Raw genomic sequence first — 14,634 nt, 5'->3', positions numbered from 1 at the left:
CCGCGGCCCTCTTTGCCTATTTTGAAACGCGGAACTGATGAATTTTTTCTCCCGGTATCGTCCGAAAATTCTTGCCCTGCTGCTGCTTCTGGCGGCACTGCTTTTCTATACGGTCGGTTTGCGCGCGACTGCTTCGAGCAGTCTTTTTGAACGCGCGGTGATCTCCCTCACTGCTCCGCTCCAGCATCTCATCACCTCCGCGTGTCAGCGTACTGCTGAACTCTGGACCCATTACCTGTGGTTGGTTGAAACCGCTTCCCGCAACGAACAACTGCAGGACGAAAATCGCCGCTTGCGTGGTCAGTTGGCGGCGGTTACAGAAGTCAGCCTTGAGAACGATCGTTTGCGCAAACTGCTCAACTTCAAGCAGGAAATCAAGTTACGCACCTTGCCGGCCCGCGTGATCGCCGAGGACGCGACCAACTGGTTTCAGACGGTCGTTATCGACAAAGGTGCGAAACACGGGCTGCGTGAAGGGCTGCCGGTGGTTGTCGCGGAGGGGGTGGTGGGCCGGATCATTCGTGTTTCCGTGCGCGAGTCGCGGGTGCTGTTGATTACCGATGCGTCCTCAGCGGTTGCGGCGATTATTCAGCAGAACCGGACCCGCGGCATTTGCCGCGGTCGGGGCACAACCCTCTCTTTTGAATTTGTTTTACGTCAGCAGCCGATTGCAGTTGGTGACCGGATTGTTACTGCCGGGACCGGCGGGGTCTTCCCCAAAGGTCTGCCGCTCGGGATTGCCAGCAAGGTTGACGTTGACGAGTATGGACTTTTTCAACAGGTTGAAATGGTGCCGCTGGCCGATTTTGCTCGCCTTGAGGATGTGCTGGTCTTGCTGCCGGAGGAATCATGAGTCGGCTGATTGTTTATCTGTTGACAGGATTACTCGTTGTCCTGGTGCAAACAGCGTTCCTCGCGTTCTTCCCGCTCCGCCCACTCAAACCGGAATTTTTGTTAATTCTGACGGTTTATCTCGCGCTGCACGAATCACTCATCAAAGGCGGTCTGCTGGTCTATCTGTTCGGTTCCCTTTACGATGTCTTTGCCGGCCCCTTTTGGGGATTGCACGGGTTTACTTTTTTGCTCGTTTATTATTTTACGCGGGGGATTGCCAGCCGCATGAACACTGAAAGTTCCGCTTCGCTGATCGTGCTGGTGGGGAGTGGAACGATTTTGCATGTCGCCGCGCTATTCTTTTCGCTGGCCTATTTTGCGGACATTTCTGGTGGTGTCTGGCTGATTTTCTGGCAACTCTTTCCGCAGACGCTCCTTAATTTACTCGCGACCGGGCTGTTGATCATGTTTCTCAGTACCCTTCAACGCCGTTTCCCCCGCCTGGATATTCCTGGTGTCCAGCGCCTGGATGATGTCTGATGAAACTGAAGCCGGGGTGGGCCGAACTACCAGTTTTCAGGCGACGTTTCATTTATCTGTCGATTTGCGCCGCAGTTGTTTTCCTCCTCTTGATCCTGCGTCTCTGGTATCTCCAGGGGGTGCGCAGTGAATATTATCAGCGACTGGCTGAAAAAAACCGCAGCCGTTTTCTGCCGGTTGAAGCGCCGCGCGGATATGTCTATGATCGCAACGGCAATCTGTTGCTCGACAACCGCCCAGCTTTCGACATTGTTGCCTTGCGTCAGGAAGTCGAGGATCCCGAGCACCTGTTTGGGCAATTAGCGCCCCTGCTCGATGTGCCGGTCCCGTTATTGCGTGAACGGTGGGTGAGAGGGAAAAAACAGCCGCGTTATCAGCCGATAATGCTGGCCGGGGATGTGAATCGCGACTGCGTCGATCGGGTTCAGGAAAATTCTGTGCATTTGCCGGGCGTACTGGTCGAAGTCAAGCCATTGCGCGCCTACCCTTACGCGGAACTGGCGTCTCACCTGTTTGGCTACCTGGGAATGATTTCCGAGCAGGAACAGCGTTCGGCGGCTTTTGGCGGCTATCGTCCCGATGCATTGGTCGGGCGGGCCGGTCTGGAACGTGAGTTTGAATCATATCTGCGCGGGATCGATGGCGAACGGCGGGTCGAGGTGGATGTCCGTGGCCGTGAGCTGCGGATTCTCAATCTGGTTGCACCGATACCGGGGAACAAGGTCTTTATGACCATTCGCCGCGATATCCAGCAGGTGGCGGAAGACGCTTTTGGCGATCAGTCAGGGGCGATTGTCGCGCTTGATGTGCGTAATGGTGAAATTCTGGCGCTGGCCAGTCGTCCACCCTACGGCCCCGCCTCCTTTGCGCGGGGGATCAATGCTGAAGAGTGGCAGACGTTGCTCAACAACCCCCGTCACCCGATGCAGGACAAGGCTTTACGCGGCCAGTACCCGCCGGGATCGACCTTCAAACCGGTTACTGCACTGGCCGCGTTGCAGTCAGCGAGTGTCAATGCAGATTTTAGCGTTAACTGCAAGGGCAGCTTTGAACTTGGACCAGCGACCTATCGCTGCTGGAAGAAGGGGGGACATGGCCCGACCGATCTGAAAAAAGCAATGCGCGAGAGTTGCGATGTCTGGTTTTATCAAGCTGGCGTTGCCACCGGGATCGACCAGCTTTCAAAGATGGCGTTCGCCCTCGGTCTGGGCAAAGAACTTGGCTTTGCCCTGGACACCGAACGGTCAGGATTGATTCCCACTCAGCAGTGGAAAAAGCGGCGTTTTAATGATCGCTGGTACGATGGCGAGACGGTTATCGCCGCGATCGGTCAGGGGTACGTGCTCACCACGCCGCTCCAGTTGGCGGTGATGACCGCCACGATTGCCAACGGGGGGAAGGTTTGGCGACCCCGCGCGGTTAACCGGGTCGAATCGCTGGACGGAGAGACTCTGTTTGCGACCGAACCGGAAATGCTCATCGACACGGCTCTCGACCCACGGGCCTTGAAAGCAGTACAGCAGGGGATGGAGGCGGTTGTCAACGAGAGCGGCGGAACCGGGTGGGCCGCTCGCCTGGCGGGGATCAGGGTTGCCGGAAAGACCGGGACGGCACAAGTGGTGCGGCGTAAAAGCGATGAAGAAGAAGAACGGTCCCAGGGAGAGGAAATTCCCTACCAGTTCCGTGATCACGCGCTCTTCATTGCCTATGCCCCGGCACAAAATCCGGAAATTGCGGTTGCGGTGGTGGTAGAACACGGCGAACACGGCGGCAGCGCAGCCGCGCCTATTGTCAGAGCGGTCCTCGCCAGCTATTTCAGCAGCGCAGGCACCAAACCGGAAAGACAAAGATGAAAACAAGCCATGTTTGATCGACGGTTACTGACCAACTTTGACTGGGTTCTGATTTTGATCGTGCTGTTGCTGGCAACCGCCGGGGTGGTCAACCTTTACAGTGCGACCTCCAACGGAGCTGTCCATTCGGCGTTTTACCTGAAACAGCTGACCTGGATCGGGGGTGGGCTGGTGGTTGCCCTGGGCGTCAGTCTGTTCGATTATCGTCACCTGCAATATGCCGGTTTTTACCTTTATGGCGTGAATCTGCTGCTGCTGCTCTTTGTGCTTGTTGCGGGGGAAGCCAGAATGGGGGCAACCCGCTGGATTCGTCTCGGCTTTATGAATCTGCAACCGAGTGAATTGATGAAGATTGTGATCATCATCGCGCTGGCTTACTACCTGAGTGAACGCAGTTCGTTGTTCGGTTTCAGTCTTCTTGAACTGACGATACCGCTGGCGTTGATCGGGGTTCCGGTGGTGATGATCATGAAACAACCCGACCTCGGAACGGCACTGATGGTGGTCTTCATTGGCGGAACGATGGGGATGTTCGCCGGAATAAAGAAACCCGCACTGATCTTTCTTGGTGGTTCGGGGGGGCTGCTGGCGGTGGGGGGGTGGTTTTTACTGCACGCTTATCAAAAGCGCCGGATCATGACTTTTCTCAACCCCGAGCTTGATCCGCTTGGTGCCGGTTACCACATCATTCAGTCAAAAATTGCGGTCGGCAGCGGCAGTTTGTGGGGGCGCGGGTATATGCATGGCACCCAGTCACAACTGTCCTTTCTCCCCGAACGTCACACCGACTTTGCTTTTTCCGTCTTTGCCGAGGAGTGGGGGTTTTCCGGCTCATTCCTCCTCCTTGTACTCTACCTGCTGTTGATTTTATGGGGCATCTATATCGCGCGCGTCGCCGCCGATCCGTTCGGCATGTTCCTCGCCGTTGGCGTAACCGCCATGCTTTTCTGGCACATTGTCGTCAACCTCGCCATGGTCATCGGCTTATTACCGGTCGTCGGAGTCCCTCTGCCGCTCTTTTCCTACGGCGGGACCAGTATGCTGACCACGATGTTGGGGGTCGGGGTGCTACTCAATGTCAGTATACGCCGGTTTGTTTTTTAGCCGGAACGATTACACAACAGTGACCTGCTGGTCATTAAACACCACCCGCTGCCCGGATCTGATTTTGCAGCGTTTACGCAACTCCACCTGACCATCGACGGTGACCAGTCCGTCCGCGATCAACGCTTTCGCCAGTCCGCCGCTGGACACCAGCCCGGTGATTTTGAGCAGATTATTGAGTTCAATGTAGGCACTGTCTTCGAGTTCAAAGGTGATCATGGCCAAAGCAGCTCCTCATCATTGCGGGCAAATTTAGCGCGCACTCACACCACATCCGGCCGATCGCCGCGCGCGCGTTTGTAGTAGAACGAAAAGAGCGCCAGCCATACACCTATCCCGATCAAGACCGAACCGACCAGCGCCAGATACGCCCCCGGATCATAATTGGCGGTGAGGACGCTGTAGTAACGACCGAGCGGTTCGGTGGGGCGGAGGATCACCCCGTAGCGACGCAGTTCCTGCGGCAAGCCCTCGCGCAACAGATACCAGCCGCGCCAGAGCGGCTGACCGGCGCGACTCAGGACGAAGTCAAAGGCCGGATTGTTCAGCTGGTCTCCCCGGTACACCACCTGACCAGCGCCGGAGCGGATGGCATCGGGCCAGAAGTTCAGGACCTGAAGGTCTAAACCGTTATCCGCCAGCGCCAGCTGCGCTCCCTGGCGCAGTTCGATTATCCCGTTGGCCGTGGCGAAGCGAAAGCCGTCGGCACGCTGGCCAAATGAGACCGGCACGACCACCAGCCCACCGTAAATCAGCGGAGTATTGGTCTTCACCTGCTCCTGTTTGAGCACCCGGTCACCGCGCAACAATGAAAGGTCACTGAGCATGTCGAGGGGGCGACCGCTGTCGCCGATGACCGGTTGGAAATGATCCAGGCGCAGATAGTGACCGGGCAAGTCCGGCAGGGGCAAGGTCTGGCCGACCTGAAGGATCTGTTCCGGCAGACGCCAACCGCCGAAGCCACCCCAGCAGAAAGCGGCGACGATCAGGATGAAACCGCAGTGGATGCAGTATTCGCCGCTTTTTCGCCAGCGGGTTTTAACCTTTCCCAGCCAATCGATCAGGCAACACAGGGTATTGAGCGCGAGTAGAACCGAGCTGATGCCGGCCGCCGGCAGCCACCAGCTCAAGCGCAGATTGTCGGCCCCGCGCAGCTGCCACCAGTCGTTGAGGACCTGCATGTCCATGCCGCTGAACACCCGCGGGTTGAAGTGCATCACCAGTGAGCCGCCCATGGTCAGCAGGGTGGCGAGGGAGGCGAGGACGATGGTCAGCTTGAGTGAGCAGCACCAGCTCCAGAGCGATTGCGCAAATGTCTTGTCCGTGGCCATGGCGTCTTACTCCAGCGGATGGTTGCTTTCGAGCAGCAGCCCGATGCCGAGATAGGTAAACAGGACGACGCCGAATCCGGCAATCGACAGCCAGGCGTAGCCGCTCCCCTGCCAGCGGCGGATAAACTTGGCATGACACATCCCGGCGTAGAAGATCCACACCAAGGTTGACCAGACACTCTTGATATTCCATGAAAAGTAAGTCCCCCAGGCGATATACGCCCAGAGGCTGCCAGCGATCATGCACAGGGTAAAGAGGGCGAACCCGAGAAAAATCGCCTCTTCGTTCAGCTTGCGCAACTGACTCAATTCCGGCAACTGGTGTGCGCCGATATGGCGTTGAAACAAGTAGAGGACGCCGAGAGAAAACGCCATCGCAAAGAGGGCGTAACCGACGAACGAGAAGATGATATGCAGGGTAAAGAGTGGCGTGTCGAGACTCGGAATCAGCGGTGGCAACTGCGGGTCGCGAGGCAGGGCGCTACCGAGCAGCAGCAGATTCATAAACATCACAAACAGGCCACTGGCGTGAATCCGGTAACGCAGTTCAAAGTAGAGATAAGTTGCGGCGAGCGCCCAGCTGAAGAAAAACTGGGTGGCAAAAAGATTGGTCACCGGCAGAAATCCGGCAGCATTCCAGCGCAGACCAAGCTGGGTGGTCTGAATGGCAAAACCGATCAGCACCAGGAGCAGGGCGCCGGTTTGCAGGCTCCGGCGCTTCAGTCCGACATTGAGCAGGTAACAAAGAACGGATGCGGCATAGGCGGCGAAGGCAGAGTAGAGCATGATTTTGGTCATCATTGCAGTGTCTTTTTCTGTGGTCGTTGGAGGCGCCAAATCATTTCACCACCCGCTCACGTTGTTCACTGAAGGCACGAAGGTCACGAAGAAGCAACCCTGTGGTGTCTTGTTGGCTTCGTGTGCTCCGTGCTCTTGGTGGTGAAAACAGGCTCTTTTCTAACATAATTCTGGTTTATAAAAAAGCGAAACCGGCTTTTATTTGATTGTCAACCGTAGCCAACAGTTCAGTTGACAAGGCTGTTACTGCATGCTAATTTTCCGCCATGACAACCTGCAATAAAGATCTGCTTTACAGCATCCGCATGCGTGCCGAACGCGGCGGCAGTCACCTCTCCGGCGCGGAACGGATCGGCACTGCGCTCGATGTCGAGAGGATGGCGGCCGCGTTGGCGCGCCGGGCGATGACCCATCCGCGCGGCTGCGCCGAATCGATCCGCATTACCGTCGAGGCACTGACCGGTGAACCGCAGCGTGCGCGGCTGCCCGAACTGACCACGCTGACGGTGAGCGATTACCGGCACGGCCGCGAACTGGCGGGGCGCTGTCTGGAGCGCTGCGGCGTCGCGCCCCCGGTCGTTGCGCGCGCTATCGACCTGTTGACCGCCGGGGCGGCTCCCGGCGGCGTCAGCATGCGCGGCGCACTGCTTCTCGACGCCACGACCGGCGAACGGCTCGACCCCGATCCGGCGCGCGGCGTGCGCGTCAGCCGCATGGATCTCACCGCACTAGCGGCGTCCGAACTGGCCCACCAGTTACGTACCGTCAGCCTTGATAATCCCCATGTGCGCGAGGCGCTGATTCTGGCCGGCAAGGTGCTGCTCACCCCCGGGATTATCGCCGAACTCTGCTGGTCCGACGATCCGGACTATGTGGCCGGTTATGTCGCCGCCGCCGCGATCGGCTATGTGCGCTTCCCGCAGCTTAAACCGGCGGGAGAGGAGTGCGGCGGCCGGGTCTTTTTTATCGACCGTGCACATTTCGAGCTTGCCGCTGCTATCGAGTTTTTGCAACGCACCCCGGTGCTCTTCGATCGGGTCGGGCTGATTCGCTCGCCGCGCCTGTGGGAGGAATGGATATGAAGGCATGGCAGGCACATCTGGATGATCTCGCACAACGCAATATGTTGCGTTCGCTGCGCGATATCGACGGCATTCAGGGACCCTGGGTGGAACTCAACGGGCGGCACGTCCTGCTGCTCTGTTCCAATAACTACCTCGGCCTCGCCGGACATCCACGCCTGATCGAGGCCGCCTGCCAGGCGCTCACCGACTATGGGGTTGGTTCCGGTGCCAGCCGTCTGGTTTCCGGATCGATGCGTGCGCACCACGCCCTGGAAGATGCGCTCGCCGCCTTCAAAGGGACTGAAGGTGCATTGCTCTTCAATTCCGGTTACGCCGCCAACACCGGTATCCCGCAGGGGTTGTTCGGTCCCGACGACCTGATCTTTTCCGATGCCCTCAACCATGCCTCGATTATCGACGGGTGCCGTCTGGCGCAGGCGCGCACCGTTGTTTATCCGCACAATGACAGCGTTGCACTTGAACAACTGATGGTCGCCGAGTTGCCACGCCGCAAGGGGCGCTGGGTAATCATCACCGACGGGGTATTCAGCATGGACGGGGATCTGGCGCGTCTGCCGGAGCTGGTGGCGCTGAAGCAACGTTATGACACGTTGCTGATGGTCGACGATGCCCACGGCACCGGGGTCCTCGGTGCCACCGGTCGCGGTAGCGCCGAAGCCCTCGGCTGCCTTGCTGATGTCGATCTGCACATGGGGACGCTCGGCAAAGCACTGGGTTGCGCCGGTGCCTATCTGGCCGCCGAGCGTGCGGTGATCGATATGTTGATCAACCATAGCCGCCCCTTCATCTTTTCCACCAGCCTGCCGCCAGCGGTGGCCGCCGCCGCCTGCGAAGCGCTGGCGATAATCGACAGTGACGAGGGACGACGGCGGCGCAACCAGCTGAGTGCCAATCGCGACTATTTTGCCGCGCGACTGAATGCCGGTGGTGCCGATCTGCTGGGCAGTGAAACCCAGATTGTGCCGATCCTCACCGGCGAGCCCGCGCCGACGATGGCGGCGGCGGGGGCGTTGCTCGACCAGGATATCTTCCTTTCAGGGATTCGTCCGCCAACCGTTCCCGCCGGACAGTGTCGCCTGCGTGCGACGCTGATGGCCGACCATCAGCGCGTCGATCTGGAACGCGCGGCTGACGCGATTCTCAAACTTCTCGCCCCGGTGAAGGGGTGAAGGCGTTCCCCCTCGCCGACGGTCGGCTGCTGGCTTACCGCGAAATCGGCAACGGTCCGCCGCTGATCATGCTCCACGGCTGGACGATGTCGTCGCTGGTCTTCAGTGAGGTGGCGCAGCAGCTGGCGGATGATTTTCGGGTCCTGATCCCCGATCTGCGCGGCCACGGCGCATCGGCACCGGGAGACGGCTACGCGCTGGCCGATTTTGCCACCGATCTGCGCCAATGGATTGCGGGCCTCGGGCTGGAGCGCTGTGCGCTGCTCGGCTGGTCCCTCGGCGGCCAGGTGGCGGGTGAACTTTGCTCCCTCCCGCGGGGCCCGGTCGAACGCCTGGTGCTGATTGCGACCACCCCCCGGTTTGCCAACGGTGACGGCTGGGAGGGGGGCTTGCCGGCGGCTCAGGTGAAGGCGATGGGGCGCAATATCCGTCGCGCCTACGCCAAAACGCTGGAAGAGTTCTTTCACCTCCAGTTCGCCGGTGAGGCGCTGCCCCGCGAGCGGCTGCACGCGATTGCGCAATTTGCCGTGCGACCGGCAAAATTACCCGCCAGCGAAGTCGCCTTGGCGGTGCTGGAGACCCTCGCCAGTGCCGATCAGCGCGCCCAGTTGGCGCAGATCAAGATGCCGGCCCTGATCGTTCACGGAAGCAGTGACCAGATCGTGCCGATTGCCGCCGGGCGTTATCTGGCGACGCAGTTGCCGCACGCCGAACTGATCGAACTGCCCGGCATCGGCCATGCGCCGTTTTTCAGTCGCCCCGAAGAGATGGTCACCTTGTGGCGCGAGTTTCTGTCATGACTCCCACCGAAGTTGTCCCGCGCCAGGTCAGCCGCCACTTTTCCGCCCACGCCGTCGAGTACGACCGCTATGCGGTGGTGCAGAAACAGGTCGTCCGCCGACTGCTGACCCTGCTGCCGAGCGCCGCCGCCGACCTCGGTCCGGTGCTCGACATCGGCTGCGGCACCGGCGAACTGGCGCGACAACTTTCTACCCGTTTTCCCCGCTTGCCGCTGGCGATCGCCGATATCGCCCATGGCATGACCTGCTGCGCCGCCACTCAGTTGGCCGGGGTGACAGCGTTCAATGCCGACGCGCAAGCGCTCCCGGTCGGCCCCGCGCGCTTCGGCATGGTGGTGTCCTCATCAATGTACCAGTGGGTCAACGATCTGCCCGGCGCCTTCGCCGAAAATCACCGGGTTCTGCGTCCCGGGGGTGCGTTTGTGTTTGCGCTCTTCGTCACCGACACGCTGAAAGAGCTGCGCGTCTCCTATCAGCAGGCGCTCGATGAACTCGGCAACCCCTACCCCTCACATATGCAGGAGTTTGTCAGCGTCGCCGAGGTGCGGCAGGCGCTGGCCAGCGCCGGATTTGAAGCGGTGCGGCTGGAGACGGCTTATGAGGTGGAACATCATCCGGATGTCGCGACGCTGCTGAAGAACATCAAGCATGTCGGCGCCCAGAACGCCGCCAAAGAGCGTCCGGCTGGGCTGGGGTTGTGGCGGGTTACCCAGCGGATGATGGAGCTTTATACCGCGATCTACGCAACCGGCGGGTCGGTTCCGGCAACCTATCAGGTGGTGTACGGGGTGGGGCGAAAAAATGATTAATTGACTGATTTTCATGGTTTTTGTATAAGGGATGAAGGTCTGGTGTTTCAGGAGGATGAGAGGGGAGAAACAAATTTACAATTGATACGATGATGAAGCCGCTCACGCAGCAAATGCTGCCGGGCGGCTTTTGTGCGTTTGCGAGGGTTTACATGTCATACGTATCGGCCAGGTTCTCTTTTCCCTCTTGCCATACCTTTCGCCATTCTTTTGCGACCCAACTGCTTGAGGCAGGATACGATATTCGAACCGTCCAGGAGTTGCTTGGGCACAATGACGTCAAGACGACGATGATCTACACTCACGTTCTCAATCGCGGACCTTCCGGGGTTCGTAGCCCGATGGATGGCCTTTAATAGTAAATCTGTTGGTAGAAATTGGGTTCTTATCCGGGTCCGTATCAAACCCCGTCATATCATGTTGAAATTGTTATTGCTGTTTGAGTTCAGCGTGTTATGTTGGCATGGTCAAATCTGTTTTGGTGTCTTATGCGGCATCGGGCCGCAAATTGGCGTCTTATACTGACTAGTCTAAATACTGTTATGCTGTCATTTCCAGATCATCTTGACAAGTGTCACGTGATGCACTACACTTCGTTTCATGATCAAATCCTTCGCTGACAAACGAACCCAAGAACTCTACTCCAAGGGCAAGTCAAAGAAATTTCCTGCGGATGTTGCATCGAGAGCCGCTAGAAAACTTGAATACGTGGATCTGGCCGTACAGCTTGAGGATTTAAAAGTGCCGCCCGGCAATCGCCTTCACCCACTGTCGGGAAGCAGGCAGGGGCAGCACGCAATTTCAATAAATGATCAGTGGCGTATCTGTTTTCGTTTCGAAGACGGCGATGCGTATGAAGTCGAAGTGTGTGACTACCACTGAGTGAGGTGATGACTATGGCTATTCTTAATACTGCCGGCATGCAGCGCAAACCGACTCATCCTGGCGAAATGCTGAGGGAAGATTTTCTTCCGGACTATGGCCTTACCGTTTCGGTATTGGCTGAATCTCTGGGCGTCTCTCGTCAGACAGTTAATGAATTACTGCGCGAGCGTCGTGCTGTCAGTCCAGAAATGGCGCTCCGGCTTGCCCGTTTGTTTGGTAATTCGCCGGAATTCTGGCTGAATGCGCAGCGATCTGTTGATCTTTGGACGGCCGCTCAGTCGGTCAGGGAAGAAGTAAATCGAATCAAGCCGCTACATGCTGCATAACCAAGCCATGCACCGATGACAAAACCTCCGCTTCGCTCTGGTTTTGTCACCGGTGATAGCGGGCGTTAGAATAAAAAACAGAATAAAAAACAGAATAATAGGGAGAATAATAGGGGGACATAGTTAAGCTGGTTAAATTGAGTGCTCTGGCTTGAAAATCTGAAAAGCAACTTCGCGGGTCGCGGCCCGCTGCCGCCTCACTCTTTTGCTGGCCCAAAAGAGTAAGCAGAAAAGGGCCTGCCATTGCATGGAGCATGTCGGATGCAAACTGCGATGTACTCTGATGATTTCGTGCAAGAGACACGGTCGATGCGCATCTGCCGCGTCTAACGGGGCTGTTCTTTTCGCCCCGTGCCTGTCGGCGTCTTCGTCGTGAGCAGGGAGTTCTGAATTGAAGCCGCCATGAAACCCGGTGGCAAAACAACTTAACGAAAACGGCCCCATAAGAAGAGGCCCCGTCCCGGTGCAGATGAGCAGCATATCGTCTCCTGTCGTGCCCTCCAGAGAAACCACCGCATCATGCAAACCACCATGCCCGCTGCAAGCGAAAGGCACTTTTGCATCCTTTTGCTGCCGGGCAAAAGAATGTCGGCTGGCGGGACGAAACACGCCGGTTTATGTTTCAATCTTCTACTGAATCGAAAAGCAACTTCGCGGGTCGCGGCCCTTCTTCTAAATTGTTTCACCTCTCACGCCGATCGATCGGTCCGCTCCCGGCGCACAAAATCAGCCAGCGCGGACAGGCTTCCCAGCACCTGGCGACTCGACTCCTGGGCTTCGATGCGCGCGCCGTAACGTTTTTGTACCGCGACCACGATTTCTACCGCATCGAGGGAGTCCAGATTGAAAGGAGAATCGGGGCCGATCAACGGAACGTCGAGGGGGACATCTTCGGGGACAACGTCCTCCACGTTACAAAATTCGATGATTAACGCCGCCAGGTCCCGTTCCAGATTATCACTCATAGCCACCTGCTCCAGACTTCAATCAATTCAGTTCACACCAACTATGCACCGCGCCGCCAGCGTCGAAAGACGAGCGAGGCAAAAACGATACAGACGAGAAAAAACCCGACCAGTGCCGCAACCTGCGGCAACACACTGACCAGATTAGCGCCGCGCACAAATATTTCCAGAAAAGCATCAAGCCCCCAGCCAAGGGGAGAAATGGCGCTCAAATCCTGCATCACCCGGGGCATCACGTACACCGGCACCATCACGCCGCCTAGCGCCGCCGCAATCACCACCGACACCGCGCCGAAGGTCGACGCCTGATCATAACTGCGTGCCAGCACTCCCACCAGAATCCCGTAGCCACATGCCGCCAGCGCCGCGCTGATCGCCACCGTCAGCAACGCCAGGGGCGCGGAGCCGAGTTCGAGCACCGGCGTGCCGAGCAGCGGCAGAATAAATTTACCGACCGCCAACATCAGACCAAATTGCACCAGACAGATCAGCAGATAAGCGAACACCTTGCCGAGCAGCAGGCTGGCATTTGCGACCGGCATCGTCATCAGGCGGGTCAAGGTCCCCTCCTGACGTTCACGAATCAAGGTTCCGGCCAGCGGAATAACGATAAAGAACATGCCGAACAGGGTCCAGGCCGGGACATTCTGCTGCACCGAGGTTGGCAGGGTGGCGTATTTTTCCGGGTAGGCCGATTCCTCGTGCAGCTCAATCAACGCCTGACCGGTCCAGTCCGGGGAGAGCCGGGGCAGCTTCGGTTGCATCCCGCCCGACCAGAACGGCCCCATTTGTTCATTCATGCTGCGTTGCAATTCATCCGGCAACAGCCGCCCGAACGCCTCACTCTTGCGGGCGATATCGAGCCCGAGGACAGCGCGTTGCAAGGCATTGACCACCGCCGTGCGATAAACTCCGCGCACGGTTGGGTCAAAAAAGACCGTTAACTGACTGGCAGTCAGAGGACTCTGCTCCTCACGGAACGCCCTCCGCGCCGTCGTTTCGGCGGCGGCATTGATGTTCGCCGAAAATGTCGGGGGAATCACGATTGCAAACTGATAATCGCCGTTGAAAACCGTCTGCCGTGCCTGTTCGATGCTGATCTTCTGCCCGGCAAATTCCTCCACCAGCTCAAGCGCCCCGGTGGCTTCAAGCTTGGCGCCCAGCTCGGCCCCCAGCCCCCCTTCATCAAGATTGACAAAGAGCGCGCGGGTGGCGGTTTCGCCGGTAGCGCGAAAGAGGTTGTCCTGAATCAGCGCCAGCACCAGCACCAGCAGCATCGGCATCACAAACAACACCAGCAGTCCGGCGCGATCGCGGCTGAGGAGTAACAGCTCTTTTTTGATATTCGCCAGCAACAGCATCATGTTCACTCAGTCGCGCAACTGTTTCCCGGTCAGGGCCAGGAACAGGTCTTCAAGGTTGGCACAGTCGTCCGCGGCCGCCACCAGTTGCGCCGGGGCACCGCTGGCGATAATTCTCCCAGCGTCAATAATCGCGATTTGATCACAGAGCTGCTGGGCCTCTTCCATGTAGTGCGTCGTGTAGAGAAGTGTCATTCCGGCGCGATTCAGTTCGGCGAGGCGTTCCAGAATCAGGTTGCGTGACTGGGCATCGATGCCGACGGTCGGTTCATCCAGAAAGAGGATGTCCGGTTGATGGAGGATCCCCACCGCCAGATTGGCGCGACGCTTCATCCCCCCGGAATAGGTCGCAATCCGCCGATCGGCACAGTCGAGCAGCCCGACCAGTTCCAGACACTCGCTGACCCGCGCTTCAATCCGCCGCCCCGGAACCCGCACCATCCGGGCAAAGTAGCGCAGATTTTCGCGCGCCGTCAGACTCGGATAAAGCGCGATATCCTGCGGCACCAGACCGATCAACCGCCGTACCGCATCGGCCTCGCGCACCACATCGTGTCCCAGTACCGTCGCCGTCCCGGCGGTCGGCCGCAACAAGGTGCAGAGCGTCGAGATCGCCGTCGTCTTCCCCGCCCCGTTGGGGCCGAGCAGACCGAAAACCGTCCCGCGCGCGACCTGCAAAGTCAGGCCATTGAGCGCCGCCTGGTCGGCACCGGGATAGCGTTTCACCAGATCCTGGGTCGCAATGACATTGTCGCCGGCAGGTAAAGTCATCAA

17 protein-coding genes are annotated in these 14,634 nt (G+C 58.4%); 11 read left to right on the top strand and 6 right to left on the bottom strand.

The annotated features are described in order from the left end of the window. Positions 1-37 precede the first annotated feature (37 nt). From mreC to rodA, 4 genes are read left to right on the top strand one after another with little or no spacing between them, the layout of a single operon-like run. Positions 38-853, top strand: a complete 816-nt coding sequence (mreC, locus tag K0A93_00220) for a rod shape-determining protein MreC (protein MBW6510528.1) — start codon at positions 38-40, stop codon at positions 851-853. After that, the gene (gene mreD / locus K0A93_00215; GenBank protein ID MBW6510527.1) at positions 850-1,374 is read left to right on the top strand and encodes a rod shape-determining protein MreD; all 525 of its coding nucleotides are present in this window, start codon (positions 850-852) and stop codon (positions 1,372-1,374) included. Before mreC ends, mreD begins: the two co-directional genes overlap by 4 nt. Further along, positions 1,374-3,227, top strand: a complete 1,854-nt coding sequence (mrdA, locus tag K0A93_00210) for a penicillin-binding protein 2 (GenBank protein ID MBW6510526.1) — start codon at positions 1,374-1,376, stop codon at positions 3,225-3,227. The genes mreD and mrdA overlap by 1 nt, the downstream gene beginning before the upstream one ends. A gap of 9 nt (positions 3,228-3,236) precedes the next feature. Then, a complete protein-coding gene (gene rodA / locus K0A93_00205) occupies positions 3,237-4,331 on the top strand; it encodes a rod shape-determining protein RodA (GenBank protein MBW6510525.1) in 1,095 nt (364 codons plus the stop codon). 9 nt (positions 4,332-4,340) lie between these two features. Here rodA and K0A93_00200 read toward each other — a convergent pair whose 3' ends face one another. Genes K0A93_00200 through K0A93_00190 form a run of 3 tightly spaced genes read right to left on the bottom strand, consistent with a single transcriptional unit; the run spans position 4,341 to position 6,463 of the window. Further along, positions 4,341-4,550: an RNA-binding S4 domain-containing protein gene (locus tag K0A93_00200; GenBank protein MBW6510524.1), complete on the bottom strand. Its 210-nt coding sequence runs from the start codon at positions 4,548-4,550 to the stop codon at positions 4,341-4,343. A gap of 44 nt (positions 4,551-4,594) precedes the next feature. Beyond that, a complete protein-coding gene (locus tag K0A93_00195) occupies positions 4,595-5,662 on the bottom strand; it encodes a cytochrome c biogenesis protein ResB (GenBank protein MBW6510523.1) in 1,068 nt (355 codons plus the stop codon). A gap of 6 nt (positions 5,663-5,668) precedes the next feature. After that, entirely contained in the window at positions 5,669-6,463 is a 795-nt protein-coding gene (locus K0A93_00190; GenBank protein ID MBW6510522.1) for a cytochrome c biogenesis protein, read from the bottom strand. Positions 6,464-6,726: 263 nt separating this feature from the next. Here K0A93_00190 and K0A93_00185 point away from each other — a divergent pair, with 263 nt between their 5' ends. The 7 genes from K0A93_00185 to K0A93_00155 all read left to right on the top strand — a co-directional run bounded on the left by K0A93_00185 (position 6,727) and on the right by K0A93_00155 (position 11,534). Beyond that, positions 6,727-7,542: a 6-carboxyhexanoate--CoA ligase gene (locus K0A93_00185; protein ID MBW6510521.1), complete on the top strand. Its 816-nt coding sequence runs from the start codon at positions 6,727-6,729 to the stop codon at positions 7,540-7,542. Further along, on the top strand, positions 7,539-8,714 hold the full coding sequence (bioF, locus tag K0A93_00180) for an 8-amino-7-oxononanoate synthase (protein ID MBW6510520.1): 1,176 nt from the start codon (positions 7,539-7,541) through the stop codon (positions 8,712-8,714). The genes K0A93_00185 and bioF overlap by 4 nt, the downstream gene beginning before the upstream one ends. Beyond that, entirely contained in the window at positions 8,711-9,514 is an 804-nt protein-coding gene (locus tag K0A93_00175; GenBank protein MBW6510519.1) for an alpha/beta fold hydrolase, read from the top strand. Before bioF ends, K0A93_00175 begins: the two co-directional genes overlap by 4 nt. After that, positions 9,511-10,323, top strand: a complete 813-nt coding sequence (locus K0A93_00170; GenBank protein MBW6510518.1) for a methyltransferase domain-containing protein — start codon at positions 9,511-9,513, stop codon at positions 10,321-10,323. The genes K0A93_00175 and K0A93_00170 overlap by 4 nt, the downstream gene beginning before the upstream one ends. Before the next feature lie 89 nt (positions 10,324-10,412). Then, positions 10,413-10,679 carry a tyrosine-type recombinase/integrase gene (locus K0A93_00165; GenBank protein ID MBW6510517.1) on the top strand — a complete coding sequence of 89 codons (267 nt, stop codon included), beginning with the start codon at positions 10,413-10,415 and terminating at the stop codon, positions 10,677-10,679. A 244-nt stretch (positions 10,680-10,923) separates the two neighbouring features. Next, a complete protein-coding gene (locus K0A93_00160) occupies positions 10,924-11,205 on the top strand; it encodes a type II toxin-antitoxin system RelE/ParE family toxin (protein MBW6510516.1) in 282 nt (93 codons plus the stop codon). Between the two features lie 14 nt (positions 11,206-11,219). Then, a complete protein-coding gene (locus K0A93_00155; protein ID MBW6510515.1) occupies positions 11,220-11,534 on the top strand; it encodes a HigA family addiction module antidote protein in 315 nt (104 codons plus the stop codon). Positions 11,535-12,223: 689 nt separating this feature from the next. Here K0A93_00155 and K0A93_00150 read toward each other — a convergent pair. Genes K0A93_00150 through K0A93_00140 form a run of 3 tightly spaced genes read right to left on the bottom strand, consistent with a single transcriptional unit; the run spans position 12,224 to position 14,631 of the window. After that, positions 12,224-12,499 (bottom strand): acyl carrier protein, encoded by a 276-nt coding sequence (locus K0A93_00150; protein MBW6510514.1) that lies wholly within the window; start codon positions 12,497-12,499, stop codon positions 12,224-12,226. A 41-nt stretch (positions 12,500-12,540) separates the two neighbouring features. Further along, on the bottom strand, positions 12,541-13,863 hold the full coding sequence (locus tag K0A93_00145) for an ABC transporter permease (GenBank protein ID MBW6510513.1): 1,323 nt from the start codon (positions 13,861-13,863) through the stop codon (positions 12,541-12,543). Between the two features lie 6 nt (positions 13,864-13,869). Next, positions 13,870-14,631, bottom strand: a complete 762-nt coding sequence (locus tag K0A93_00140) for an ATP-binding cassette domain-containing protein (protein MBW6510512.1) — start codon at positions 14,629-14,631, stop codon at positions 13,870-13,872. Positions 14,632-14,634 lie beyond the last annotated feature (3 nt).

The sequence above is a fragment of the Desulfuromonadaceae bacterium genome, from assembly GCA_019429445.1.
Lineage (GTDB): Bacteria > Desulfobacterota > Desulfuromonadia > Desulfuromonadales > JAHYIW01 > JAHYIW01.
This window is presented reverse-complemented; position numbering and strand designations above follow the sequence as displayed.